The following is a 25752-nucleotide window of genomic DNA, read 5'->3' as shown; positions in this document are numbered from 1 at the left end:
CACACTGGCATAATCCGTCGCACTTTCGGCGGGAGGATGCCCATGTCGCGTTACCTTTTTCTTGTGCTTGGCCTGGCGATTTCGGTGGCCCATGCGAGCGAACAATCGCCGCCCAAAACCACGGACCAGAACCAGCACGACCTCGCCTACAGCCTGGGCGCCAGCCTCGGTGAACGCTTGCGCCAGGAAGTCCCCGACCTGCAGATCCAGGCCTTGCTCGACGGGCTCAAGCAAGCCTATCAAGGCAAGCCGCTGGCGCTCGACAACGCGCGCATCGAACAGCTTCTCGCCCAGCACGAAACGCAAAACGAAGCCGATGCACAGGCACCGCAAAGTGAAAAAGCCCTCGCCGCAGAACAGCAGTTTCTAGCCAAGGAAAAAACCGCCAGCGGCGTGCGCGAATTGGCCAATGGCATCCTGCTTACAGAGCTGGCACCCGGCAGTGGCGCCAAGCCGCTGGCAACGGATGAGGTGCAAGTGAAGTATGTGGGGCGGCTGCCCGATGGGACGGTGTTCGATCAGAGCGCACAGCCCCAATGGTTTCGCCTGGACAGCGTGATCAGTGGCTGGACCAGCGCACTGCAACAGATGCCTACCGGCGCGAAATGGCGCTTGGTCATCCCGTCTGCCCAGGCCTATGGCGCCGACGGTGCCGGCGAGTTGATCGCGCCTTACACGCCGTTGGTCTTTGAGATCGAACTGCTCGCCACCCGCCATTGAGGCAATAAAAAACGGTGCACAATGTGCACCGTTTTTTTATCTCGCCATCCGGGATCAAGCCTGGGTAGCGGGTTCTTCCTTGTGGGCGTTGTGCAGCACTTCGATCAAGCAGTCTTCCAGCTCGAAACGCTCGTGAAGCAGGCCGCCCAACTCTTTGAATTTCTCGGCCACACAATTGCCGGCATCGCACAGGTCGGTGAACGCCAACAGCTTCTCGGTGATTGCATCGATGCGCGGGTAGATTGTGTCAGCGAGATCCAGACCACGCTGATCGTCGAAGGCTTCCGCCTCCTTGGTCAGTTGCTCGTAGACGCCGAAATGGCCGGCCGACACGTAGTCCACCAACACACCACAGAAGTCCTGCAACGGCTCGCGATTCTCAGCCAACGCCTCGGGCTTGGCGCCCAGCGCATCGAAGGCCCGAACCAGTTCATGACGTGCCTTCAACCAGCTGTCGATCAGCTTGTGCACCCCACCCCAGCGTTCCTGAGCATTCTGACAACTTTCCAGCATGATGATCTCTCTTCCCTATAGGGGCGCTGCCGCCTGGTGCCCGCGCAACACTTCAAGGATAAAGCCGCAGCCGGACAAGGCCACATCGGACAAACGGTTTCGATAACGCGTGCGGGCCAGATTATGCCCGCATGACTATGGCTTCAAGGTACGCAGGAGAGAAAGTTCATACAAGTGTTTAATCCCGTCCTACAACCACTGAACTGATTTAGGTGCTAGCCCTGCCGCAAATGCAGGCAGGACAACAGCCGCGAAAACGGTATGACACCCAGGATAAGCATCACGACGAAGAACAACAGGCTCCACTCCGGGAGGCTCAAATCGAACAGCGTCCAGTTGATCTCCACGCAATCGACCGTGCCATTGAAAATAGCCTGGACTGCCTGCCACATGGACAACTTCTCCAACATGTCCTGCAGGCTCGGCCAACACTCTGGAGACGCGCCCGACGGAATGCTTTGCAGCAACACCTGACGCGCAGCGGTGAAGGCCCCCAGCAAGGCGCAGCCCATGCCCGCCAACCCATACAGGCCAGCACCGGAGCGTCTGGGGTTATGGATGGCTGCGATCAAGTTGATCAGCATGAACGTGGCAAGAAACCCCCGCTGTACCTGGCACAGGAAGCAGGGGCGCAGCAGCGCACCATATTCCAGGTAAAAAGACACACCCAACGTCAGCGCGCCAGCGATGAACGCCAGGAAAAACAAGGTGCGTGAGGGGGCCAAAGACATTGCTTATCCGTACCGCAGAAGATAGGTCGTTACGGTAGAGGAAAGGCCTGACCCCTTTCAATACGCGCTAGAGCAGACGATTCCGCGAAAGCGTGAAGACATCCCGCCAGAGCGTGGAGGACATAACGTAGCGCTACGTAGGAGTTTGTTACGAATCCCGCTGCACCGAGGAATTACGCAGGCTTGAAGGGTTGGCTGTCAGAAGCATCTGCGCCAACCCTTACATCCTTTCCTACATCAGACCCGAGCAGGTACGGGCAGCGGCGAGGCCAGCAAGCGATTGTCCAAAAGGCCCAGGCCTTCCTGGAACAGCTGGTTGCTGCGCTCGGTGTCGCCCAGTTGGGCCAACAGGCGTGCGAGTTCGGCACAGGCTTCGGGATTGCGCTGCACTTGCAGGCTGCTTTCCAGATAGTCGCGCGCCTTGCCCCACAAGCTGTTTTGCAGGCACAAGCGGCCCAAGGTCAGCAGCAGGCTGGCATCGCCCGGATGGTCTTTGAGCCAGCCCTCGGCAAACTTCAGTTGCCGCGCCGGGTCGCTGCCACGCAGCAAGCCATAAAGCCGGATCAGGTGGCTGTCGTAACCGCGCTTGATCGCGCCGCGCAGCGCCTCTTCGGCCTTGGCGTCGGCGCCCAATTGGCGCAATTGCTCGGCATACGCCAGGACCAACTGCGGCTCTTGGCGCTGGGCGGAGGTCAATTGCTGCCAGGCCCGCTCAAGGGATTGCAAGCCAGCTTCGCCCTGCTCTTCACGCTGGGCCGCCAGGCTGAGGTTCTCACCCCAGGCGCGACGCTCCAGCTCGGCCAGTTCGGCGGCGGGCAGCACCTTGTCCTTGCGCAACTCGGGTAGCAGGCGGATCACCGACGACCAATCGCCACGCTGCTGGTGCAAGCGCTGCAACTGACGTAGCACCTGGGCGTTGTGCGGGTGACGTTCGTGCATGGCCTGCAAGGTGACGAGGGCGCCCTCGGTGTCGCCACGGTCCAGTTGCAATTGCGCATGGCTCAAGGCGACGGCCAGTTCGGCCTGGGGCTGGCGCTCCAGGGCGCGCTCCAGCAAGCCGTCGGCCTCTTCATAGCGGCCCTGCTCGTTGGCCGCACGCGCGGCACCCACGTAATAGAGCAATGGCTGGCGTTCCGCTTCGGCAGCACGGTGCAAGTGGCGCTCGGCACTGGCCCAACGGCCTTCGGCGAGGTCCATCTGGCCTTGCTCGATGGCGATCTGCACACGGCGGCTGCGGTTGCGGCGCGACCATGGGTTGACCACGCCACCGGAGGTGGTCACCAGGCTCAACAGCAGGCGCACCAGGTAGATCGCCAGGCCGATGGCAAACACCGCCACCAGGGTCGCCCACAGGCTCGATTCGTAATGCAGCACGTGGGGATAGGTAATCAACACGTAGCCGGTGTGTTTCGAGATGCCCACCGCCAGTGCCAGGGCGATTGCAATCGCCAGCACCAGGCCCACATAGAAACGCTTCATCGGCTTTACTCCTGGGTGGCCGGCTTGCCGGCCGACGCCTTGGCTTCGTCAGCAGACAAGTGGCGACGCTCAAGGTAAGCCTGCACCGCGGCCAGGCTCGCCGCCAGGTCGGGTGTCACCACCGACACGGCCTTGGGCTCAAGCTCGGCGATACGCGCCAGCATCGCTTTGCTTTGCGGGTTGTCCTGGTTGAAGTTGTCTTGCAGCACGCTGCGCGCCTCACCCAGCGAGCGGCTGTAGACCGCCGTCTCGCCGTTGAGCGCAGCCCATTGCGCCTGCTCCAGCGCCAGGCTCAGGGCCAGGCGCACCTGGTTCAAGCCTTGGCCGGCCAGCAATGGACGGATGTTGTCGTCAGGGTTGAAGTCGATGCGGAAGTAGCGCGAGATCTGCTCCCACCATTGGCTCCAGCGGCTTTCGGTATCCGTGGTCGGACGCCCTTGGGAGGCCGGCTCGGTGAGCTGGTATTCCGGTGCGATCGCGGCCAATTGCACCACTTGGTCGCGCAGTGCCGCCAGTTGCAGGTACAGCCCGGTGCGATCCGGCTGCTCGGTGCTGCGCAGTGCCGCAAGGCTCTTGGCCAGCTGTTCACGCGCGGCGTAGGAGCCCGGATCGCTCTGCTCGCGCAGGATCTCGTCGGCCCCCTGGACCAGCGACTGGGCACTGTTGATGTCCTGCAAGGCCGACAAGCGCAAGCTGGCCAGGCGGATCAGGTGCTCGGCTTCTGCCAGGCGCCAATCCTGGCGGCTGGCGCCCAGGACGGTTTCCAGACGCTGGCTGAGGCGCTGCTGATCGCCCTGCAACTGGGCCACCAGGCGGCGCCGCTCTTCAAGCTCCTCGGCGCCGGGCAACTGCGCCAGGCGTGCGGCCAACTGTTGCTGGCTCTGCTTGAGGGATTGGGCCTGGTCATCCAGCGTGCGCACCTGGCTCAGCTGCTGCTGGCTGCTGGCTTGCAAGGCGCGGACCTGCCAGACGCCCCAGCCGCCGGCGGCAACGCCGGCAGCGCCAAGCAACAAGGCCACGACCGCCAGGCCATTGCCACGGCGTGGCGCGGTGGCCGCTGACTCAACCGGCGCATCAACTGCGGGTTGGGTTTCTTCTTTGGGCAAGGCTGTTTCGCTCACGTATCCGTCCTTTGCGTATCAGAGAGTGGTCGCGCGATGGCTGCGCAGTGCCACTAACAAAGCCGCGGCACTCGCACCGCGACAATCCACAACTTTTTCTGCGCCGGCAGCCCGCGCCATCTCATAGACTCGCGGGCTCGGCACGAACAACGGCAACTGTGCCAACGCTGGCCAATCGGTACCGGCCAGGGCTTGCAGGTGCAAAAAACCCTGCCCACTGCTGACCACCAGGCCGTTCAAGCGTTCCAACTGGATGCGTTGCATCAGCGTCCCGGCGGCATAGCTCGGCAGGAAGCGACGGTACAACTCCAAGTAGACGACACTAGCACCTTGCTCGCGCAAACGCTCAGCGAGCAACTCGCGACCGCCTTCGCCACGCAGGATCAGCACCCGGGCATCGGGCCGCGCAATAGCCTCGCGCAAGGCCGGCAGTGCAAGCAAGGCCTCACTGTCGTCGCCGGTTTCGGGATAGTGAACGTTGAGCCCGTGATCGGCCAGTACCTGGCCCGTAGCCGCGCCGACGCTGAACCACGGCAACTGCGGCCAGGCCTGGTCCAGCTGTTGCAACGCCAGGCGGGCGGCGGGCTTGCTGACCACGATCACCGCGCAAAAGCCGCCCAGGTCACGAAAGATGGCCTGCTGTTCGGGTGTGACGGGTAACGGCTCGATGTCCAGCAACGGCAGGCTGCTGCTGAAAATCCCGGCTGCCGACAACGACGCCGCCAAGGACAACGACTCCTCGGCAGGCCGCGTCAGCAGCACACGCCACTCGGTCACTGCGGGCCGGCCTCGCCGTAGACTTTTTCGAGGATGGCGCCGGCGCCTTTGTCCAGCAGCGCTTCGGCGACCTGAATACCCAGCGCCGCCGCGTCACGTTGCGGGCCACGTACCTCGGCGGTCAGCAGGGTGCCACCGTCCGGGTCGCCCACCAGGCCGCGCAGCCACAGGTTGTCCCCTTCAAGCACGGCGTAGCAGGCGATGGGCACCTGGCAACCGCCATTGAGGTGTTTGTTCAAGGCACGTTCGGCGGTGACGCGCACTTCGGTATCGTGATGATCAAGAGGCTTGAGCAGTGCGTGAATCTCACTGTCGGCGGTGCGGCATTCGATGCCCACGGCGCCCTGGCCACCGGCTGGCAAGCTGTCTTCGACGCTGATGGCCGAAGTGATGCGGTCTTCGAAGCCCAGGCGGATCAACCCGGCGGCAGCCAGGATGATCGCGTCATATTCGCCGGCATCCAGCTTGGCCAGGCGCGTGTTGACGTTGCCGCGCAGGAAGCGGATCTGCAGGTCCGGGCGACGGGTCAGCAACTGCGCCTGGCGACGCAGGCTGGAGGTGCCGACGATGCTGCCCAGGGGCAATTCATCCAGGGATGCGTAGGTATTGGAGACGAAGGCATCGCGCGGGTCTTCGCGCTCGCAGATACAAAAAAGGCCCAGGCCTTCGGGGAAGTCCATGGGCACATCTTTCATCGAATGCACGGCGATGTCGGCTTCGTTTTCCAGCAGCGCGGTTTCCAGTTCCTTGACGAACAAGCCCTTGCCACCGATCTTCGACAGCGGCGAGTCGAGCAGCTTGTCGCCGCGACTGACCATGGGTACCAGGGACACCACGAGGCCTGGGTGGGCCTGCTCAAGGCGTGCTTTGACGTATTCGGCCTGCCACAAGGCCAGGGCACTTTTACGGGTGGCGATGCGGATTTCGCGAGAGGACATGGATCAATCCGTACTGAATAGATACGGCAGATAATAACAGCTCAGGCAAATACGCTTTGATTTGAATCAGCAAGTGCGGGGCCTCCCTGGCCGCGTCGCACCGGGATAAGGATTGCAGGCAGCGCCAAAGCCCTTGGGCTAAAGCTGCTGCATCATCTTGCGCACGCCGGCGACATGGCGTCGGCTGACGATCAAGGCATCGCCATTTAGCCCCTTCAGGAACAACTGAAAGTGCCCAAGCGGCGTGCGTTGCAGCCGCTCGATACGGTCACGGGCAACCAGCGCGTTGCGGTGGATACGCACGAAACGGTCGCCGAACTCATCTTCCAGGGCCTTGAGCGGCTCATCGAGCAGCACTTCACCAGCCTCGTGACGCAGGGTCACGTACTTGTGGTCGGCAATGAAGTACACCACCTGGTCCAGGGGAATCAGCTCGATGCCTTTGCGCGTACGTGCACTGATATGGCTGCGCGGCCCGTTGCCGCTTTGGGCAGCCGGCTGGGTCAAGGCAGTGAGTTGGCTGCGGTTGGGGCGCTCGGCCTTTTTCAGGGCCTTGAGCAGGGCGCCTGCTTCGACCGGTTTGACGAGGAAGCTCACACCACTGGCTTCCAGGGTCTGCGCGGGGAAATCTTCTGGCGCCGCGCACAACACCAGCGCCGGCGGCGACTCGCGTTCGCTCAGGCGGGCGGCGACTTGCAGGCCATCAAGGCCCGGCAGGCGGATATCAAGCAACACCACGTCCGGCTTGAGGCTGTCGATCAGCGTCAACGCTTCTTCGCCCGTGGTGGCGCTCGGTTCAAGGACTGTATAACCCTCGAGTTCACTGACCAAACGGCTCAGTCGCTCGCGGGCTTGGGGTTCGTCTTCAACGATCAGGACATTCATATTGCGCTGGATTCCTGCGTGAGTCTCGCACAAGGATAGCGTAGACAGGTGCGGTGACTTGCGTCACAGCGATCCACGCTAAGACTAGCGCGAGCGGCAAAAAGTGCCCTGAGAGTGGCACCCATATTTACCCGGACCTGTTCAATTGCGCCCAAGACCTTCTGACTTCGGGCATCGTCGTAGGGTTTGCTGATACACAATCCGAATACCCCCTTCTGAATGAATAGCCTGGGCTCTGACCGCATCACCCGGCTTTGGTGCATTCACGCTCTATCAGTGCAACTGTAGACGCTCACTGCGACGACATTGCTCTATCGTCAAATATCGTTTCAATAAACACCCGAGTCCAGTCTCTTCCCGGACGCGTCCGGCGGCAAGGCACTTTGCCATCCTTCGTGCAAATAAAAATGCCGACCACCCGTAGCACCGCCTCCACGGGCAACCCTGTTATTATCGCCGGCACACCTCCAAGCCTCTTTAAAGCAGATCACGAGCGAATCCATGAGCACCGACAAGACCAACCAGTCCTGGGGCGGCCGCTTCAGTGAACCCGTCGACGCCTTCGTCGCCCGCTTCACCGCCTCCGTCACTTTCGACCAGCGCCTGTACCGCCACGACATCATGGGCTCGATCGCCCACGCCACGATGCTGGCCAAGGTCGGCGTGCTGACCGACGCCGAGCGCGACAGCATCATCGATGGCCTGACCACCATCCGCGGTGAGATCGAAGCCGGCACGTTCGACTGGCGCGTCGACCTGGAAGACGTGCACATGAATATCGAGGCCCGCCTCACCGACCGTATCGGTGTGACCGGCAAGAAACTGCACACCGGGCGTAGCCGTAACGACCAGGTCGCGACCGATATCCGCCTGTGGATTCGTGATGAGATCGACCTGATCCTGGCCGAGATCACTCGCCTGCAAAAAGGCCTGCTGGAGCAGGCCGAGCGTGAATCCGGCACCATCATGCCCGGCTTCACCCACCTGCAAACCGCACAGCCTGTGACCTTCGGCCACCACCTGCTGGCCTGGTTCGAAATGCTCAGCCGCGACTATGAGCGCCTGGTGGATTGCCGCAAGCGCGCCAACCGCATGCCGCTCGGCAGCGCCGCACTGGCCGGCACCACGTACCCGATCGACCGCGAATACACCGCGCAACTGCTGGGCTTCGACGCCGTGGGCGGCAACTCCCTGGACGGCGTGTCCGACCGTGACTTCGCCATCGAATTCTGCGCTGCCGCCAGCATCGCGATGATGCACCTGTCGCGCTTCTCCGAAGAGCTGGTGCTGTGGACCAGCGCGCAGTTCCAGTTCATCGACCTGCCGGACCGCTTCTGCACCGGCAGCTCGATCATGCCGCAAAAGAAAAACCCCGACGTGCCGGAGCTGGTACGTGGCAAGAGCGGCCGCGTGTTCGGTGCGCTGATGGGCCTGCTGACCCTGATGAAAGGCCAACCCCTGGCCTACAACAAGGACAACCAGGAAGACAAAGAACCGCTGTTCGACGCTGCCGACACCCTGCGCGACTCGCTGCGCGCGTTTGCCGACATGATCCCGGCGATCAAGCCCAAGCACGCGATCATGCGTGAAGCGGCGCTGCGCGGGTTCTCCACCGCCACCGACCTGGCGGACTACCTGGTGCGCCGTGGCCTGCCGTTCCGCGACTGCCACGAAATCGTTGGCCACGCCGTGAAATACGGCGTGGACACCGGCAAGGACCTGGCGGAAATGAGCCTGGAAGAACTGCGCCAGTTCAGCGACCAGATCGAGCAAGACGTATTTGCCGTGCTGACCCTGGAAGGTTCGGTGAATGCGCGTGACCATATCGGCGGGACTGCGCCGGCGCAGGTGAAGGCCGCCGTCGTGCGTGGCCAGGCCCTGCTCGCCAGCCGCTAAAAGCATCGCAGGCAAGCCAGCTCCCACAGGGACCGAGGACTACCAGATACCTCGGTCAACTGTGGGAGCGGGCTTGCCCGCGATGACGGCCTCCCAAGCACCAAACATCTACTTCTTGGCAGCAATCATCGCCATGAACGCCGGCATCGCCGCTTCCCTGTCCGCCGCAACCTTCTGGGCATTGGGCAGTGCATGCAGCTTGTCCAGCAACGCCTTGGCCGCCGGCATTTCAGCCAACAAATCCAAGCCAAACAGCTTCTCGCCCACCGCACAGGCGAGGTTCACGCTGTACATGAAATACAGATCCGCAATCGTGAAGCTCTCCCCCGCCACATAAGGCGCGAACTTGCCGTGCCGACCTAAAGACCCCACTCCCAGCAACAGCTCGGCCTTGGATTTGTCCTTGATCGCCTCCGGTACCGGCATGCCAAAAAACGCCTCGGCGAAACACGCCCGGGCGGGCAATTCGATGTAAAGCTCGATTTCCCGGCACAGTGCCAGCACCTGGGCGCGCTGGAACGGGTCCGCCGGCAGCAGCGCCGGGCCTTCCTGGGTTTGCTCGATGTATTCGAGGATCACACTGGTCTCGTTGATAAAACCCTGCTTGACCCCCAGCACGGGCACCTTGCCTCGGGGGCTCACGGCCAGTGCTTCAGGCGTCTGGCCCGCGTAGAAAGGCACCTCTTCAAAAGCCAGGCCTTTCTCCAACAGCGCCAGCTTGACCATGTTGTAGTAGTTGCTGACCGAAAATCCGTAGAGCTTGAGCATTGCGACTGCCTCCAGGCCGAGTGTGGGGGTTGGCTGCATGAGTTATAGATCCGAAGGCCCCACCTGACCAGCAGCATCACCCGCCTGAATGGGGGTAGACTGATGCCCTTTCCTTGAGGAGCCTGCCATGAGCGAGCCGACCGATATCGACAACGACGAAGAAGAATTCGCCGAAACCACCCTGATCGAAGCCATCGAAAACCAGATCGAAAGCGAAAACCCACCCGCGGCCAAGGCCACCTTCAACAAGCTGACCCTGGTCGGCTACGAGCGTGAAGAGATCCTGCAACTGATGGCCCACGTGCTTGCCGTCGAGATCGATGCCCTGCTGGAAGAGGACCGCGCCTTCAATACCGAATGGTATGAAACTGCGCTGCGCGCCCTGCCGGAACTGCCGCCCGAAAAGCAATAAATCCAACACGCGGCAACACACTGGACAGTTCGGCAAAGTGCGTTCACCTTATGGCCTGCTAGCCTCTAATAAATTCTTAGAAAGTCTGGAGTCCGTATGTCGTATACCCCTGAGTTGGTTGCCGAACTGGAAATCCTTGTACTCTTCCCATTAGACAGCACCAAGGAAGGTCTGAAAGTCCACCAGACCGCCGCCCCCACTGCTATCGCCGCTGCCAAGCGCCTCCACGCGAAAGGTCTTATCGACCAGCCGGACGGCGGTTACCTGACCAGCCTTGGTCGTGACGCTGCGGAGCAGGCCCAAACCCTGCTGACCATCCTGACCACTGCCAGCACCAAAGAAGCCGCCTGACACCTGATCCCGCCCATGGAGTCCGCCCAATGCGGATTCCGGGGGCGTTGCTGTGAACGGGTTAAAGTTCTGACGCCAAAAACCGATTACCTTCTAAGCCTCCTACGCTACTGGCTGTAAACTCCAACACGGCCGCCCACGTCGGGCCCTGCGCGCCACCGAGTCCGACATGACCCGCACCCACGAAATCCGCCCAGACCTGGACGAAGGCATCGACCGCAAGGTGCTGGCCCAGTTGCGCGCGCGTTTCATGGCCCTCAACACAGGCCGCATGGCCCGGGCCATCGAAGGGCTGACCCCGCGCCAACAAAGCGTGTTGACCCTGTTGCCGCTGTTTTTTCACGTCAATCATCCGCTGCTGCCCGGCTATGTCTCCGGCAGCACGCCCGCTGGGCTGTCGAATTTCGAACCCGACGCCCAGGCCCTGACCGAAGCCCAGCGCCTGACCCGCTCGTTTTCCTACAAGCCGCGCCACGGCAACCCGCCGCAACCGATCCACGGCCTGTTCCTGATGGGCAGCCTCGGCACCCTGGCCCAGGCTGACCAGAGCGATATGGACGTGTGGGTGTGCCACGCACCGGACCTCGGCGAACACGAACTGGCCGAGCTGCGCAAGAAATGCCAGCTGCTGGAAACCTGGGCCCTGAGCATGGGGGCCGAGGCGCACTTTTTCCTGATCGAGCCGACCCGCTTTGTGCTCGGCGAGCGCGACGCCCAGCTCAGTTCCGACGACTGCGGCACCACCCAGCATTACCTGCTGCTGGACGAGTTCTACCGCACCGCCATCTGGCTCGCCGGGCGCACGCCGATCTGGTGGCTGGTGCCGGTGTACGAAGAAGCCCGTTACGCCGAGTTCACCCACACGTTGATCTCCAAGCGGTTTATCCGCGCCGATGAAACCCTCGACCTGGGCCACCTGGCGCGCATTCCCCCCGGAGAATTCATCGGCGCCGGGCTATGGCAGCTGTTCAAGGGCATCGAATCGCCCTACAAGTCCGTGCTCAAGCTGCTGCTGACCGAGGTCTACGCCAGCGAACACCCCCGCGTGCACTGCCTGAGCCTGCGTTTCAAGCGGGCGGTGTTCGCCAACCAGATGGACCTGGATGAGCTCGACCCGTACATCGTGGTCTACCGCCGCATCGAGGAATACCTCAAGGCGCGCAACGAACCCGAGCGCCTGGAACTGGTGCGGCGCGCCCTGTACCTCAAGGTCAACCGCAAGCTCAGCGCCGGCCAGCGCACCACCAGTTGGCAACGCCTGCTGCTGGAGCGCCTGGCCCAGGAATGGGGCTGGGACCAGCGCCAACTGGCCTTGCTGGACAGCCGCAGCCAATGGAAAGTGCGCCAGGTTGCCTCCGAGCGCCGCGCCCTGGTCAGCGAGCTGAACTACAGCTACCGCTTCCTCACCCAGTTCGCCCGCACCGAACAAACCGCCAGCCTGGTCAACAAACGCGACCTCAATGTGCTGGGCCGCCGCCTGTATGCGGCCTTTGAGCGCAAGGCCGGCAAAGTCGAGTTCATCAACCCCGGCATCGCCCCGGACCTGGCCGAAGACACCCTGACCCTGGTGCAATCGCCCAACCGCAAGGAACCCGGCCAGCACTATTGGGGCCTGTACAACGGCAACCTGACAGCCCAGGAGTCGGAGCACTTCGCGCCGATCAAGCGCAGCCGCGACCTGCTGGAAATGCTCACCTGGTGCCATCGCAATGGCGTGATCGACAGCAGCACCCGCCTGGCCCTGCACCCAGGCACCAGCGACATGACCGAATTCGAGCTATTCAACCTGCTGGGCAGCCTGCAACAGAGCATCGCCCTGCCCCTGGCCAGCGTTGATGAAGAACGCCTGCTGCGCGCGGCAGTGCCGGAAGAAGTGTTGTTGCTGATCAACGTCGGCGTCGACCCGCTCAAGCATCACCGTGACTTGAACATCCTGATGACCACCGAGCGCACCGACTCCTTGAGCTACGCCGGGGTGCGCGACAACCTGGTACTGACCCTGGACCAGGTCACGCTCAACAGCTGGAACGAAGTGTTGGTCAGCCGCTACGACGGTCCCCACGCCCTGCTCGATTGCCTGCGCGACTACCTCAACCAGTTGCCATCGGACCACCTGCCGCGCCTGCGGGTACGTTGTTTCTGCCACAACCGTGCGCAGTTCATTGCCCAGCGCGTCGAAGAAATCTTCGACACCGCACAGAACCTGCTGCTCGGCCAGGGCAACCACCGCTACCTGCTGCAGGTGCAGCAGCACTACCACGTGATGGAACTGGTCCCAGGCCAGGCCACTCACGTACCGCTGCCCACCCAGGACGCGCTGATCACCTACCTCAGTGAAGAGCTGGCGAGCTACAGCCCGCTGCACCTGGACGCCATGGCCCTGCAGGACCACGACCTGGCCTTGCTGCTGCCCATGGGCATGGCCGATTGCGTGCAGGTGTTCTACCGGATCAACGAAGGCGTTGCCGAGTTGTATGTGCTGGATGAGTTCAATGCGCTCTGGCAGCAGCGCTTGCCGTTCCATGATGAGCAGAGCCTGCTGGCGCCGTTGCAGCGTTTCTTGCAATCGATCCTCTTCCGCCGCGAAGCACTGGCACCGCTGGACACACAACAACCCTTGGGTGAAGTGCAGGTCTTGTACTACCAACTGTTACCGTCGGGCAGCAACCGCGCGCGCACCGTCGAGCCCCGGCCGGCACCGCAGAACTCGGCGAACAAACCGTTCTATGACGTGCAGGCGATTATCGGCAAGGCCGCACCCGGCCAGGTGGGCGTGACCCTGTACTGCAATCAGCGGGAGTTTTGCGAATTGGAATTTGGCGACCAGCTGTTTGCCGTGGTCGCCCAGGAGATCATCGGGCAGCGCCGGGAAACCGAGCGCTACCGCTGCTACATCACGGATCTGGACCTGTCAGGCCTGCTCGGCGATGGGCAAAGCCCGAGCAATCTGTACCTGCGCTACAAGGCCGAGTTGGAGCTATCGCTCAACGCGGCGCTGAACCAGGTTTAGAGCGGGAAAGGGCCGCCATCTTTGGGCTGGCCTTCAACGCTGAGCAATTCCAGCTTGAGGGTCTTGCCACCCGGTGCTGGCCAATCGATGTGCTGGCCCACTTGCAGGCCGAGCAACGCGCTGCCCACCGGCGCGAGGATCGAGATCTTGCCTTCATCGGCATTCGCGTGTTTCGGGTAGACCAGGGTCAGGTGGTAGTCCTTGCCGCTGCCTTGTTCACGGCAATGCACGCTGGAGTTCATGGTCACGACACCCGCAGGCACTTCATCGTGGCCAACCACGTCTTCGGCGCGATCGAGTTCGGCTTGCAACGCGGCGACGCCAGGAGACTCGTCGCCCAGGCGGTCGATCAGTTGCTCCAGACGCTGCACGTCAAGACGGGTGAGGATGATGGACGGTGCGGTGGTCATGATTCAGGCAGACTCCTTTTTTCTGCACAAAAAAGCAAAACCCCGCCAGAAAAAGGCGGGGTTCTCACGGGCCTCGATGAGTTGAGGCGTAGCCGGACACTACCACAGCGTCACAAATAAACAAGACGACCTCAGGCGCTGGCCCTGCGCTGCTCGGCCTGGGCGCAGATCACCCGGCGCCGGGCATCGTCGGCAGAGCGCCATTCACGGATGTCTTCGACGTGGCGGAAGCAGCCGCGGCAGACTTTTTCCTCGTCCAGGCGACACAAACTGATACAAGGTGACGGCACCGCCGGGCTGACATTACTGAACAGCGGCTTGGGCGGGCGTACGGGTGTGGGCTGCGTCACGATCAGATCTCTTCGAAATCCAGCTCTTCGCCGGTATATTCGCTGACCAGGCGCGTGAGCATTTCGCCCAACAGCTCTTCGCTCTTGTCGCACTGCCATTTGCCGCTTTCTTCGTCGTAGTCGAAGTGCACGCCACCGGAACGCGCGGCCAGCCACAGCTGGCGCAGAGGCTCCTGGCGGCTGAAGATCAGCTGTTGGCCGGTCTCGAATTTGACGGTCAGCACGCCCGCCGAGTTTTCCAGGTCCACGTCCAGGCCGCTGTCGTCGAAAATATCTTCCAGCGCCTGCTGGGTAGCATCCACCAAGTCGTGAAAACGGGCTTCGGTCAAACTCATTGTGGCAACCTCAAAAGTGTCTGGTTTTGCTCAAGCGCCGCACGATACGGGCGAGCCCGGCCGATTGCAAAGGATACCGATCCCATCGCGATTGGCGGTATGAAATATCCCCAGCCAGCGTAGTCCGCTTCACAGCCGTCTCGGCAAACCCCCGTCGGACGGGTATTTCGGCGCATAGGCAAGCTGGCAGGTGGTCGGTATACTCGGGCGCAATTAATGCATATTCAAGGATTTCGCCATGAAGCGCCTGATCTCTTCCCTTGCTGCGCTCGTCGCGGTCGCTTGCCTCGTTAGTGCCTGTGGTCAAAAAGGCCCGCTGTACCTGCCCGATGACAGCAAAGACCCGAATGAACAGGCGCAATCGTCGCAAAAGCCTGCCAAAGCGCATAAGCACGACACCTACTAAGGGAAATCCATGGACGCTTTTAACTACCGGGACGGCCAGCTGTTCGCGGAAGGCGTGGCGCTGTCCGCGATTGCCGAACGTTTTGGCACCCCGACCTACGTGTACTCCCGTGCGCACATCGAAGCCCAATACCGCAGCTTTGCCGACGCGCTGGAAGGCACGCCGAGCCTGGTGTGCTACGCGGTCAAGGCCAACTCCAACCTGGGTGTACTGAATGTCCTGGCGCGCCTGGGCGCTGGTTTCGACATCGTCTCCCGTGGCGAGCTGGAACGTGTACTGGCCGCCGGCGGCCAGGCTGACAAGATCGTGTTCTCCGGCGTCGGCAAGAGCCGCGAAGACATGCGCCGCGCCCTCGAAGTGGGTGTGCATTGCTTCAACGTCGAGTCCACCGACGAGCTGGAACGCCTGCAAGTCGTCGCCGCCGAGATGGGCGTTCGCGCGCCGATCTCCCTGCGCGTCAACCCGGACGTCGATGCCGGCACCCACCCGTACATTTCCACCGGTCTCAAAGAGAACAAGTTCGGCATCGCCATTGCCGACGCCGAGGACGTGTACATCCGCGCCGCCCAACTGCCAAACCTGGAAGTACTGGGCGTCGATTGCCACATCGGCTCGCAACTGACCACCCTGCCACCGTTCATCGATGCCCTCGACCGCCTGCTGGCACTGGTCGATCGTCTCGGCGAATGCGGCATCTACCTGCACCACATCGACCTCGGTGGCGGCGTGGGCGTGCGTTATCGCGACGAAGAGCCGCCGCTGATCGCCGACTATATCCAGGCCGTGCGCGAGCGCATCGAAGGCCGCGGCCTGACGCTGATGTTCGAGCCGGGCCGCTACATCGTCGCCAACGCCGGCGTGCTGCTGACCCAGGTCGAGTACCTCAAGCACACCGAGCACAAGGATTTCGCCATCGTCGATGCGGCGATGAACGACCTGATCCGCCCGGCGCTGTACCAGGCCTGGATGAATGTCACCGCCGTGGCGCCGCGCAACAGCGCAGCCCGCGCCTACGACATCGTCGGCCCGATCTGCGAGACCGGCGACTTCCTGGCCAAGGATCGTCAGCTGGCCCTGGAAGAAGGCGATCTGCTGGCCGTGCATTCGGCCGGTGCCTACGGGTTTGTCATGAGTTCCAACTACAACACCCGCGGCCGTACCGCCGAGGTGCTGGTGGACGGTGATCAAGCGTTTGAAGTGCGTCGCCGCGAGACGGTAGCCGAGTTGTATGCTGGCGAAAGCCTGCTGCCGGAGTAAGCCATGCTGCTGCGTTTTACCAAGATGCACGGGCTGGGCAATGACTTCATGGTCCTCGACCTGGTCAGCCAGCACGCGCACATCCTGCCCAAGCACGCCAAGCAATGGGGTGACCGGCACACCGGCATCGGTTTCGACCAGTTGCTGATCGTCGAAGCGCCGAGCAACCCGGAGGTGGATTTCCGTTATCGGATCTTCAACTCCGACGGTTCCGAGGTGGAACAGTGCGGCAACGGTGCGCGCTGCTTTGCCCGCTTTGTGCTGGACAAGCGCCTGACCGCCAAGCGGCAGATCCGCGTCGAGACCAAGAGCGGCGTGATCGAGCTGGACATCCGCAGCGACGGCCAGATCAGCGTCAACATGGGCGCGCCACGCCTGGTGCCGGCGGACATTCCGTTCCAGGCCACCGAGCAAGCGACCAGCTACGCGCTGGACGTTGATGGCAAGACCGTCGATATCGCCGCCGTGTCCATGGGTAACCCCCATGCGGTGCTGCGGGTCAACGACATCAATAACGCGCCCGTGCATGAATTGGGGCCGCAGATCGAACACCACCCGCGCTTTCCGGCGCGGGTCAACGTAGGCTTCCTACAGGTGATCGACCGTTCCCGCGCGCAATTGCGCGTCTGGGAACGCGGCGCCGGCGAAACCCAGGCTTGCGGCACCGGTGCTTGCGCCGCGGCCGTAGCCGCGATCAGCCAGGGGTGGATGGATTCGCCGCTGCTGATCGACCTGCCCGGTGGACGTTTGTCCATCGAATGGGCAGGCCCAGGCCACCCGGTGCTGATGACCGGGCCGGCCTCGCGTGTATACGAAGGACAGGTCCGTCTATGAGTGAGCCCAGCTAATGACCGATAAGCCTCAAGTACCCGCACAAGCATCCCCGAGCGACAGTCTGGAGGCCGCTGCCGTCGCGGCGTACCTTGAGGCTAATCCGGACTTCTTCGTCCAGCACGAAGAACTGCTGCCGGCCCTGCGCATCCCCCACCAGCGTGGCGACACCGTGTCGCTGGTGGAGCGACAGATGAAGATCCTGCGCGAGCGCAATATCGAAATGCGCCACAAGCTCTCGCACTTGATGGACGTGGCACGCGACAACGACCGCCTGTTCGAGAAAACCCGTCGCCTGATCCTCGCGCTGATGGATGCCACCAGCCTGGAAGAAACGGTGATCGCCGTGGAAGACAGCCTGCGCCAGGATTTCCAGGTGCCCTTTGTCAGCCTGATCCTGTTCAGCGACAACCCCATGCCGGTGGGCCGTTGGGTCAACGGCAGCGATGCGCAGACCGCCATTGGTGGCCTGCTGTCCGAAGGCAAGACCATCAGCGGCACCTTGCGCGAGCATGAGCTGGACTTCCTCTTCGGTGCCGAACAGCGCCAGCAGATCGGCTCCACCGCCGTGGTCGCCCTCAGCCATCAAGGCCTGCATGGCGTGCTGGCCATCGCCAGCCGTGATCCGGCGCACTACAAAAGCTCGGTGGGCACGTTGTTCCTGACCTACATCGCCGAAGTGCTGGGCCGCGTCCTGCCACGTTTCACCACCGCCCTGCGCGCGGTGCGCTAGCCATGGAACGGCAACTGGACGCTTATTGCGCTCACCTGCGCAACGAGCGCCAGGTGTCGCCCCATACGCTGGAAGCCTACCGGCGGGACTTGAACAAGGTCCTGGCGTTCTGCGAAAAACAACAGATCAGCAGCTGGAAAGCCCTGGATATCCAGAGCCTGCGCAGCCTGGTCGCACGCCTGCACCAGGCCGGCCAATCGTCTCCCAGCCTGTCGCGCCTGCTGTCGGCGGTGCGCGGCCTCTATCACTACCTCAATCGTGAAGGCTTGTGTGACCACGACCCGGCCAACGGCCTGTCGCCGCCCAAGGGCGAACGGCGCCTGCCCAAGACCCTCGACACCGACCGCGCCCTGCAACTGCTGGATGGTGCGGTCGAAGATGACTTCCTCGCCCATCGTGACCAGGCGATCCTGGAGCTGTTCTATTCCTCGGGCCTGCGCCTGTCGGAGCTGACCGGCCTGAACCTGGATCAACTGGACCTGGCGGACGGCCTGGTGCAGGTACTCGGCAAGGGCAGCAAGACCCGCGTGTTGCCGGTGGGCCGCAAAGCCCGAGAAGCCTTGCAGCTGTGGCTGCCGCTGCGTCTGCTGACCAACCCGGCCGACGATGCGGTGTTTGTCAGCCAGCAGGGCCGGCGCCTGGGGCCGCGCGCCATCCAGTTGCGCGTCAAGGCCGCTGGCGAGCGCGAGCTGGGGCAGAACCTGCACCCGCACATGCTGCGGCACTCGTTTGCCAGCCACATGCTGGAGTCGTCCCAGGACCTGCGCGCCGTGCAGGAACTGCTCGGCCACGCCGACATCAAGACCACGCAGATCTATACCCATCTGGATTTCCAACACCTGGCAACGGTGTACGACAGCGCCCATCCACGGGCCAAACGCATCAAGGGCGGCGACTCATGAGTATCAAGCTGATCACCTTCGACCTGGACGACACACTCTGGGACAACGTACCCGTCATCATCAACGCCGAAGCATCGATGCGCGAATGGCTGGCCACCCATGCACCCAAGGTCGGCGAGTTGCCGCTAGCGCATTTCGCCAACCTGCGCCAGCAGGTGCTGGCGCGCGATCCCGAGCTGAAACACCGCATCAGCATCCTGCGCCAGCGGGTGTTGACCCACGCGTTTGAAGAAGCCGGTTATCCACAGCCCGAGGCCACGCAAATGGCCGATGTGTGCTTTGAAGCGTTCATCCATGCGCGCCATCAGCTCACCCCATTCCCTGAAGCCGAGCCGATGTTGCAAGCGCTGCGCCAGCACTTCCTGTTGGGGGTGATCACCAATGGCAATGCCGATGTGCAGCGCGTCGGGCTGGCCGATTACTTCCATTTTGCCCTGCGCGCCGAAGATATCGGCATTGCCAAGCCGGATGCGCGATTGTTCCAGGAGGCGATGAAGCGCGGTGGCGTGGAGGCCAGTGCGGCGGTGCATATTGGCGATCATCCGGGGGATGATATTGCCGGGGCGCAACAGGCGGGGCTGCGGGCGGTGTGGTTTAACCCGACGGGTAAGGTGTGGGATGGGGAAAAAAACCCTGATGCACAGATTCGCAACTTGGCTGAACTTCCAGCGCTCCTCAAAAGCTGGAATTAACACCGGGCCCAATGTGGGAGCTGGCTTGCCTGCGATAGCGGTGGGCCAGGCACCACAGGGCTAACTGACAGACCGCCATCGCAGGCAAGCCAGCTCCCACAGGGTATTGCTGTGCCCTGATGAGTTTGTTCCAGGCATGAAAAAGCCCGCAGCGACGGCGGGCTTTTTCTTACAAGCAGGTGGCTGACCTCAGATAGGTCGGCTGCCGTACTTGTTATCCGGCTTCTTCGGTGGATCAGCCACCACGTTGGCCTCGACTTCCTGCACTTTGCCGCCTTTAGCGAGGAATTCTTCCATCGCACGGGCCAACGCATCGCGCTCTTTGTTCTTGGCTTCAACGCTCGGCAGTTCGTCTACCGAAACAGCGGCCTTGGCCTTGCCTTTGGCTTTGGGTGCTGCGTCGCCGTCGCCACTGTCCTCGGCTTCATCGGCACCGTCGTCAACGGCTGCTGCGTCAAGACCTTCATCGGTCTCGTCGTCATCACCTACTTCGAGGTCGTCGTTTTCCAGATCATCGTCGCTCATGTTCTACCTCATGACTTGCGAAAAGCAGATTAGTTATAGCCCAGCTTCATCCTCTGTCGAGGCCGCCGGAAAAAAATCAACATCCACTGGATAACCAGTGGCTTATGCCCCATCACCGTAAGCGGTGGCGAGGACTTCACAAGCAGCGCCATGATCACGCTGCTCGCCCAGATAAATACAGTTTTGCGCCCATCGGCGCGCATTCTAGCGCGCTCTGGGAAAAAACAAAGTGCCGAATACGCCTACATGCCTGTAAGACATTCGCATGCAGGGACGCGCCGTGTGCTCTCTCTCACAAACACCAGACAAAAAAATGCCCGGCAAGCCGGGCATCTTTTTTCCGCGTACTTACAAGTTGTAGCCGCGTTCGTTGTGTTGCGCCAGGTCGAGGCCGACAGCCTCTTCCTCTTCGGTGACCCGCAGGCCCATGACCATGTCCAGCACCTTGAGGATGACGTAGGTCACGATCGCCGTGTAGATCACAGTGAAGCCGACGCCTTTGCACTGGATCCAGACCTGTGCAGCCACGTCAGTCACGGTGCCGAAGCCACCCAGGGCCGGAGCGGCGAATACACCGGTCAGGATCGCACCGACGATACCGCCGATACCGTGCACGCCGAATGCGTCCAGGGAGTCGTCGTAGCCCAGCTTGCGCTTGAGGCTGGTGGCGCAGAAGAAGCAGATCACACCGGCCACCAGGCCGATCACCAGGGCGCCCATCGGGCCAACGGTGCCAGCGGCCGGAGTGATTGCCACCAGGCCGGCTACCACGCCCGAGGCAATGCCCAGTGCGCTTGGCTTACCGTGGGTGATCCACTCGGCGAACATCCAGCCCAGCGCCGCCGCAGCGGTAGCGATCTGGGTAACCAGCATCGCCATGCCAGCAGTGCCGTTGGCCGCAGCGGCGGAACCGGCGTTGAAGCCGAACCAGCCGATCCACAGCATGGCTGCACCGATCAGGGTGTAACCGAGGTTGTGCGGCGCCATCGGGGTGGTCGGGAAGCCTTTACGCTTGCCGAGCACGATGCACGCCACCAGGCCAGCCACACCGGCGTTGATGTGCACCACGGTGCCGCCGGCGAAGTCCAGCACGCCCCAGTCCCACATCAGGCCACCGTTGCCGCTCCAGACCATGTGCGCAATCGGCGCATAGACCAGGGTGAACCAGATAGCCATGAAGATCAGCATCGCGGAGAACTTCATGCGCTCGGCGAACGCACCGACGATCAGTGCCGGAGTGATGATGGCGAAGGTCATCTGGAAGGTGATGAACACCGCTTCCGGGAACAACGCCGCAGGCCCGGTGATGCTGGCCGGGGTCACGCCCGCCAGGAACGCCTTGCCCATGCCGCCGAAGAAGGAGTTGAAGTTGACCACGCCCTGTTCCATACCGGTGGTATCGAACGCGATGCTATAGCCGTAGACAACCCACAGGATGCTGATCAGGCCAGTGATGGCGAAGCACTGCATCATCACCGACAGAATATTCTTGGAGCGGACCATGCCGCCGTAGAACAGCGCCAGGCCAGGGATGGTCATGAACAGCACCAGTGCGGTGGCGGTCAGCATCCAGGCGGTGTCGCCGGAGTTGAGGACTGGAGCAGCCACTTCGTCTGCCGCCATGGCCAGGCTTGGCATTACGATGGACAACAGGGCTCCGAGCCCTGCGAATTTACGCAGAGTCATATTGTTTTCTCCTGGGGCGTTGGGGTTTGGCGGCTTAGATTGCGTCGGTATCGGTTTCGCCGGTACGGATGCGAATAGCCTGTTCCAGATTGACCACGAAGATCTTGCCGTCACCGATCTTGCCGGTGTTGGCCGCCTTGGTTATCGCCTCGATAACCCGGTCAAGATCCTTGTCGTCAATGGCGACATCAATCTTCACCTTCGGCAGGAAATCGACCACGTATTCCGCGCCGCGATACAGCTCGGTGTGACCCTTCTGCCGACCGAAGCCTTTGACCTCAGTGACGGTAATGCCCTGCACGCCGATCTCGGACAACGACTCGCGTACATCGTCCAACTTGAACGGCTTGATGATGGCAGTGACTAGCTTCATGAAAACTCTCTCCCGAATTGGTGGACTTGCCCCAGGAAAACAAACCCGTCTCAAGTCTAAGCGCAGTGCCTGGCTTTGTAACGCGTCGTCGCGAAGGCAATTGCCTTTGTGACGCCAGCGATCCACTGGTGACGAAACCTGTACCCCTGATCCGTCGGCGCACTGCATTCGTCACAGCGACTGCATCAGTGCATGGGTCATGATCGTCTAAGCAGAAACCTTGCCAGCTCCGTAAAAATCACTGAAATCAGTCCTTTGCCCACGTTTGCCCAGCTGCGGGGTGTTTTGGCGACGGCAATGCGCACAAAAACAGTGCGTCGCTGTACGGCACGTTGCGCGAAAAGCGTGCGCTGGCGGCGCTAAAAAAGACTATAGACGCCGCGTGATACACTGCCGGCCAACAGTTTCTCGGAATATTTCCCATGCTCGCGCCCAAAGACCTCCTCGACGCCCTGAGCGGCCACGCCTCTCGCCTGTTCAGCGGCGAAACCCCGCTGCCCCGCAACGAAATCGAAAGCCAGTTCAAGGCGCTGCTGCAAAGCGGCTTCAGCAAGCTCGACCTGGTGAGCCGGGAAGAGTTTGACAGCCAGATGGTTGTGCTGGCCCGCACCCGTGCGCGGCTTGAGAGCCTGGAAGCGAAAGTCGCCGAACTGGAAGCGCGATTGACCCCGCCACCTGCTGAATAAACGCGATCCCTGTGGGAGCTGGCTTGCCTGCGATAGCGGTGTATCTGATACACCGCTATCGCAGGCAAGCCAGCTCCCACATTTGTTCTGTGTTGCTCTCTGGATACGTTCTGTAAAACCTCCCCCGCCTCGCTCTTCCCCACCTCGTCTACCCTTGAAAAACCCGCAGGAAGCGGCCTCTCCATTTCAAGGAACGATCATGTCCCTCGCCATCGTCCACAGCCGCGCCCAGGTCGGCGTCGAAGCCCCGGCGGTCACCGTCGAAGTGCATATGGCCAATGGTTTGCCGTCGCTCACCCTGGTGGGCCTGCCCGAAACCGCCGTCAAGGAAAGCAAGGACCGCGTACGCAGCGCCATCCTCAATAGCGCGCTGCAATACCCTGCCCGCCGTATCACCCTCAACCTCGCGCCCGCTGACCTGCCCAAGGACGGCGGGCGTTTTGACTTGGCGATTGCCCTGGGCATCCTGGCCGCCAGTGTGCAGGTGCCGGCGCTGATGCTTGATGAGGTGGAATGCCTGGGCGAACTGGCGCTGTCCGGCGCGGTACGTGCGGTGAAGGGTGTATTGCCAGCAGCATTGGCGGCACGCAAGGCCGGGCGCACCGTGATAGTGCCCAGGGCGAATGCCGAGGAAGCGTGCCTGGCGTCAGGCTTGAAGGTGATTGCGGTGGATCACCTGTTGCAGGTCGTGGCGCACCTGAACGGGCACCAGCCGATTGAGCCTTACAAGTCCGATGGCTTGCTGTACTTGAACAAGCCCTACCCGGACTTGAGCGAAGTGCAGGGCCAACTCGCGGCCAAGCGCGCGCTGTTGATTGCGGCAGCGGGTGCACACAACCTGCTGTTCAGCGGGCCTCCCGGAACGGGCAAGACCTTGCTCGCCAGCCGCCTGCCCGGCTTGTTGCCGCCACTGAGTGAGCAGGAAGCATTGGAAGTGGCGGCGATTCAATCCGTGGTCAGCCTGGCGCCCCTGAGTCATTGGCCGCACCGGCCGTTTCGTCAGCCCCATCATTCGGCGTCAGGCCCGGCCTTGGTGGGCGGCGGATCGAAGCCGCAACCGGGGGAAATCACCCTGGCCCATCACGGGGTGCTATTTCTGGATGAGTTGTCGGAATTTGATCGCAAGGTGCTGGAGGTACTGCGCGAGCCATTGGAGAGCAGTGGATGGTATTCTCACACTTCCAGAATCATCGCAGGACGCCCGGAATGCCTACCGCATACGCTTACATCCGTTACTCATCCAAAGCTCAGGGTGAAGCAGGGAAGGACTCAGTAGACCGTCAAATGGCTTCAATACAGGCCATCACCAAGCATCATGATGTTGAGCTACTGCCAGAGAACATCTTTTCAGATACGGGCGTATCGGCTCATGATGGGAGCAACAAAAAGAAGGGAAAACTCAAAGACCTTATTGATATGATAACTGACGTTCATATCAAACCGGGTGATTATATTTTTGTTGAGAGTATCGACCGATTAAGTCGTCAGCGTCTGCTACAAGCAAAAGAGCTTGTGAATGGCATCCTTGAAAAAGGTGTAATTCTAATCACTACCATTGATGGTCAGCGATATGAAAAACCTAACGAGACGAATCGAATTGATGATCTCCAACAAGATATCCTATTGAGTGTCATTGCAAAACGTGCTCATGAAGAAAGCAAAACAAAATCAGTTCGTCGTAAATCTGCATGGAATAGAGCCAAAAAATTAGCAGATGATGAAAAAGCTATATTTAATGGTCATAACCCACCATATGGCATTTCATACAACAAAGAAGAAAACCGCTTTGAAATAGTTGAAGGCGAAGCCCAAGAAATTAGAGATATCTTTGAAAGTCTAAAATATGTCGGTGTATCTTTAACTATCAGAAAAATCAACACCTACTCTAAAAGAAAATGGACCAACAAGAACATCCACTTGCTATTCCAAACAAAGTATGTTCTTGGCTCTTATATGGCTCAACGCAGAGACGAAAATAAAAACAAGGTTTTCGAACGTTTTATCGAAGGATATTATCCGCAGATTGTTTCATATGAGCTATTCAATGAAGCTCTTGAAGCAATGAAATTGCGAGCACATAGAAAACATTACGGCAATCAAACAGTCGGCAGCTTGAACATTTTTAGACACTCAATCAAATGTGACTGCTGTAATGCTTCCATGCTCTTTGAAAAGCAAACAAACCCCAAAGGTGTTTGCTATGGATATTTCCATTGTTTCACCAGAAAAGAGCTAAAGACGAATTGCAACCAACCGAGATTTCGTTTTGATTTAGCGTATGGTCTATTTTTAGAATTAATCTATCAGGCAACGACAGAAGAAGATTTCGACGTTCATCCTTGGCAAGCCTTGGAACTTGAAGAAGAGAAACAAGACCGCGAGCACTACATTAAAAATGGAGTTCGCTATTCATTCGCAACTCAACATGATATTGAAATCGAAGAAAAAATCGAAAGCTTCCGTGAGTTGCTAATCAGCTTGTTATCGAATAAAAAACGTCAAGTATCAGACAACAAAAAGCTTGTTGAGCTTCGAAATACATTGCTTGAACAGAAAAGCTACAAAGATAATCTACTAAAATCATTTGCGGGCTTTACTAATGGAGTAATACCCCAAGAGTTTTTAGCAGTCGTTAGCAGCACAGAATTAAAAATCAATGATATTGAAGGCGAGCTTTCTAAGCTTCACGCAGAAATTAACACTCGTAAGACTTCAATCAATATCTACTCAGAAAAAGACATTATTGAACTTTACAGCACTGAAGAAGGTAGATTGAAAATAAACCAATTTTTCATTGCAAATGACATTGTATTCAGGTTCAACTTTGAAAAGGAAACCCGAACCCTCTATTGCAAGATAAACTATCAGGGAATGATGATTGATAAAATTGCCAAACGATTTAATTTGCATAACCCATTGAGTGAGTTCGGAATCAAAAACCTCAACAAATATTTCAATTGACAAA

Annotated in this window: 27 protein-coding genes and 1 pseudogene; 14 read left to right on the top strand and 14 right to left on the bottom strand. The window is 60.4% G+C overall.

Annotation, left to right across the window (positions count from 1 at the left end; all coding sequences use genetic code 11):
• Window positions 1-42: 42 nt before the first annotated feature.
• Window positions 43-720 (top strand): FKBP-type peptidyl-prolyl cis-trans isomerase, encoded by a 678-nt coding sequence (locus J1G37_RS04770; protein ID WP_207040376.1) that lies wholly within the window; start codon window positions 43-45, stop codon window positions 718-720.
• A gap of 54 nt (window positions 721-774) precedes the next feature.
• Here J1G37_RS04770 and rsd read toward each other — a convergent pair whose 3' ends face one another.
• The 7 genes from rsd to J1G37_RS04735 all read right to left on the bottom strand — a co-directional run bounded on the left by rsd (window position 775) and on the right by J1G37_RS04735 (window position 7164).
• Window positions 775-1233, bottom strand: coding sequence for a sigma D regulator (gene rsd / locus J1G37_RS04765; protein ID WP_207040375.1), 459 nt, complete (start codon window positions 1231-1233; stop codon window positions 775-777).
• Between the two features lie 215 nt (window positions 1234-1448).
• A complete protein-coding gene (locus J1G37_RS04760; protein WP_207040374.1) occupies window positions 1449-1964 on the bottom strand; it encodes a disulfide bond formation protein B in 516 nt (171 codons plus the stop codon).
• Between the two features lie 237 nt (window positions 1965-2201).
• Window positions 2202-3443 (bottom strand): heme biosynthesis protein HemY, encoded by a 1242-nt coding sequence (locus tag J1G37_RS04755; protein ID WP_207040373.1) that lies wholly within the window; start codon window positions 3441-3443, stop codon window positions 2202-2204.
• A gap of 5 nt (window positions 3444-3448) precedes the next feature.
• A complete protein-coding gene (locus J1G37_RS04750; protein WP_207040372.1) occupies window positions 3449-4564 on the bottom strand; it encodes a uroporphyrinogen-III C-methyltransferase in 1116 nt (371 codons plus the stop codon).
• A gap of 18 nt (window positions 4565-4582) precedes the next feature.
• Entirely contained in the window at window positions 4583-5341 is a 759-nt protein-coding gene (locus J1G37_RS04745) for a uroporphyrinogen-III synthase (RefSeq protein ID WP_207040371.1), read from the bottom strand.
• The gene (gene hemC / locus J1G37_RS04740) at window positions 5338-6279 is read right to left on the bottom strand and encodes a hydroxymethylbilane synthase (RefSeq protein WP_207040370.1); all 942 of its coding nucleotides are present in this window, start codon (window positions 6277-6279) and stop codon (window positions 5338-5340) included. Before hemC ends, J1G37_RS04745 begins: the two co-directional genes overlap by 4 nt.
• 138 nt (window positions 6280-6417) lie before the next feature.
• The gene (locus tag J1G37_RS04735; RefSeq protein ID WP_207040369.1) at window positions 6418-7164 is read right to left on the bottom strand and encodes a LytTR family DNA-binding domain-containing protein; all 747 of its coding nucleotides are present in this window, start codon (window positions 7162-7164) and stop codon (window positions 6418-6420) included.
• A 501-nt stretch (window positions 7165-7665) separates the two neighbouring features.
• Between J1G37_RS04735 and argH the strand changes: the two genes are divergently transcribed.
• Window positions 7666-9060 (top strand): argininosuccinate lyase, encoded by a 1395-nt coding sequence (gene argH, locus J1G37_RS04730; protein ID WP_207040368.1) that lies wholly within the window; start codon window positions 7666-7668, stop codon window positions 9058-9060.
• A 108-nt stretch (window positions 9061-9168) separates the two neighbouring features.
• Here argH and J1G37_RS04725 read toward each other — a convergent pair whose 3' ends face one another.
• Entirely contained in the window at window positions 9169-9828 is a 660-nt protein-coding gene (locus tag J1G37_RS04725) for a glutathione S-transferase (protein WP_207040527.1), read from the bottom strand.
• Between the two features lie 127 nt (window positions 9829-9955).
• Between J1G37_RS04725 and J1G37_RS04720 the strand changes: the two genes are divergently transcribed.
• The 3 genes from J1G37_RS04720 (at window position 9956) to J1G37_RS04710 (ending at window position 13601) form a co-directional block, all read left to right on the top strand.
• Window positions 9956-10240, top strand: a complete 285-nt coding sequence (locus tag J1G37_RS04720) for a hypothetical protein (protein WP_010207441.1) — start codon at window positions 9956-9958, stop codon at window positions 10238-10240.
• A 96-nt stretch (window positions 10241-10336) separates the two neighbouring features.
• Window positions 10337-10591: a TIGR02647 family protein gene (locus J1G37_RS04715; RefSeq protein ID WP_003195403.1), complete on the top strand. Its 255-nt coding sequence runs from the start codon at window positions 10337-10339 to the stop codon at window positions 10589-10591.
• A gap of 169 nt (window positions 10592-10760) precedes the next feature.
• The gene (locus J1G37_RS04710) at window positions 10761-13601 is read left to right on the top strand and encodes a class I adenylate cyclase (RefSeq protein ID WP_207040367.1); all 2841 of its coding nucleotides are present in this window, start codon (window positions 10761-10763) and stop codon (window positions 13599-13601) included.
• Here J1G37_RS04710 and rnk read toward each other — a convergent pair.
• From rnk to cyaY, 3 genes are all read right to left on the bottom strand, one after another.
• Window positions 13598-14011, bottom strand: a complete 414-nt coding sequence (gene rnk / locus J1G37_RS04705; RefSeq protein ID WP_124526885.1) for a nucleoside diphosphate kinase regulator — start codon at window positions 14009-14011, stop codon at window positions 13598-13600. The genes J1G37_RS04710 and rnk overlap by 4 nt on opposite strands.
• Before the next feature lie 131 nt (window positions 14012-14142).
• Entirely contained in the window at window positions 14143-14361 is a 219-nt protein-coding gene (locus J1G37_RS04700) for a DUF1289 domain-containing protein (protein WP_124526886.1), read from the bottom strand.
• Window positions 14362-14363: 2 nt separating this feature from the next.
• Window positions 14364-14696, bottom strand: a complete 333-nt coding sequence (gene cyaY / locus J1G37_RS04695) for an iron donor protein CyaY (protein ID WP_207040366.1) — start codon at window positions 14694-14696, stop codon at window positions 14364-14366.
• Between the two features lie 238 nt (window positions 14697-14934).
• Here cyaY and J1G37_RS04690 point away from each other — a divergent pair, with 238 nt between their 5' ends.
• Genes J1G37_RS04690 through J1G37_RS04665 form a run of 6 tightly spaced genes read left to right on the top strand, consistent with a single transcriptional unit; the run spans window position 14935 to window position 19517 of the window.
• A complete protein-coding gene (locus J1G37_RS04690; RefSeq protein ID WP_017845169.1) occupies window positions 14935-15102 on the top strand; it encodes a lipoprotein in 168 nt (55 codons plus the stop codon).
• 9 nt (window positions 15103-15111) lie between these two features.
• Complete coding sequence (gene lysA, locus J1G37_RS04685; protein ID WP_207040365.1) at window positions 15112-16359, top strand: diaminopimelate decarboxylase; 1248 nt, start codon at window positions 15112-15114, stop codon at window positions 16357-16359.
• Window positions 16360-16362: 3 nt separating this feature from the next.
• Complete coding sequence (gene dapF, locus J1G37_RS04680; RefSeq protein WP_207040364.1) at window positions 16363-17193, top strand: diaminopimelate epimerase; 831 nt, start codon at window positions 16363-16365, stop codon at window positions 17191-17193.
• 13 nt (window positions 17194-17206) lie between these two features.
• Window positions 17207-17923 carry a DUF484 family protein gene (locus J1G37_RS04675; protein ID WP_207040363.1) on the top strand — a complete coding sequence of 239 codons (717 nt, stop codon included), beginning with the start codon at window positions 17207-17209 and terminating at the stop codon, window positions 17921-17923.
• A 2-nt stretch (window positions 17924-17925) separates the two neighbouring features.
• On the top strand, window positions 17926-18825 hold the full coding sequence (gene xerC / locus J1G37_RS04670) for a tyrosine recombinase XerC (RefSeq protein WP_207040362.1): 900 nt from the start codon (window positions 17926-17928) through the stop codon (window positions 18823-18825).
• The gene (locus tag J1G37_RS04665; RefSeq protein ID WP_207040361.1) at window positions 18822-19517 is read left to right on the top strand and encodes an HAD-IA family hydrolase; all 696 of its coding nucleotides are present in this window, start codon (window positions 18822-18824) and stop codon (window positions 19515-19517) included. Before xerC ends, J1G37_RS04665 begins: the two co-directional genes overlap by 4 nt.
• A 189-nt stretch (window positions 19518-19706) precedes the next feature.
• On the opposite strand, the gene sutA is transcribed toward J1G37_RS04665, so the two are convergent.
• The 3 genes from sutA to glnK form a co-directional block, all read right to left on the bottom strand.
• Window positions 19707-20042: a transcriptional regulator SutA gene (gene sutA, locus J1G37_RS04660; RefSeq protein WP_017736991.1), complete on the bottom strand. Its 336-nt coding sequence runs from the start codon at window positions 20040-20042 to the stop codon at window positions 19707-19709.
• A gap of 348 nt (window positions 20043-20390) precedes the next feature.
• A complete protein-coding gene (locus J1G37_RS04655; protein WP_010207459.1) occupies window positions 20391-21728 on the bottom strand; it encodes an ammonium transporter in 1338 nt (445 codons plus the stop codon).
• Between the two features lie 34 nt (window positions 21729-21762).
• On the bottom strand, window positions 21763-22101 hold the full coding sequence (gene glnK / locus J1G37_RS04650) for a P-II family nitrogen regulator (RefSeq protein ID WP_002555808.1): 339 nt from the start codon (window positions 22099-22101) through the stop codon (window positions 21763-21765).
• Window positions 22102-22523: 422 nt separating this feature from the next.
• Here glnK and J1G37_RS04645 point away from each other — a divergent pair, with 422 nt between their 5' ends.
• The 3 genes and pseudogenes from J1G37_RS04645 (at window position 22524) to J1G37_RS04635 (ending at window position 25748) form a co-directional block, all read left to right on the top strand.
• Window positions 22524-22787, top strand: coding sequence for an accessory factor UbiK family protein (locus J1G37_RS04645; RefSeq protein WP_124526893.1), 264 nt, complete (start codon window positions 22524-22526; stop codon window positions 22785-22787).
• A 199-nt stretch (window positions 22788-22986) separates the two neighbouring features.
• A pseudogene (locus J1G37_RS04640) lies at window positions 22987-23946 on the top strand (YifB family Mg chelatase-like AAA ATPase); the annotation flags it as partial.
• Window positions 23947-23993: 47 nt separating this feature from the next.
• Complete coding sequence (locus J1G37_RS04635) at window positions 23994-25748, top strand: recombinase family protein (RefSeq protein ID WP_207040360.1); 1755 nt, start codon at window positions 23994-23996, stop codon at window positions 25746-25748.
• Window positions 25749-25752 lie beyond the last annotated feature (4 nt).

The organism is Pseudomonas sp. Marseille-Q1929 (assembly GCF_017316265.1).
GTDB lineage: Bacteria > Pseudomonadota > Gammaproteobacteria > Pseudomonadales > Pseudomonadaceae > Aquipseudomonas.
This window is presented reverse-complemented; position numbering and strand designations above follow the sequence as displayed.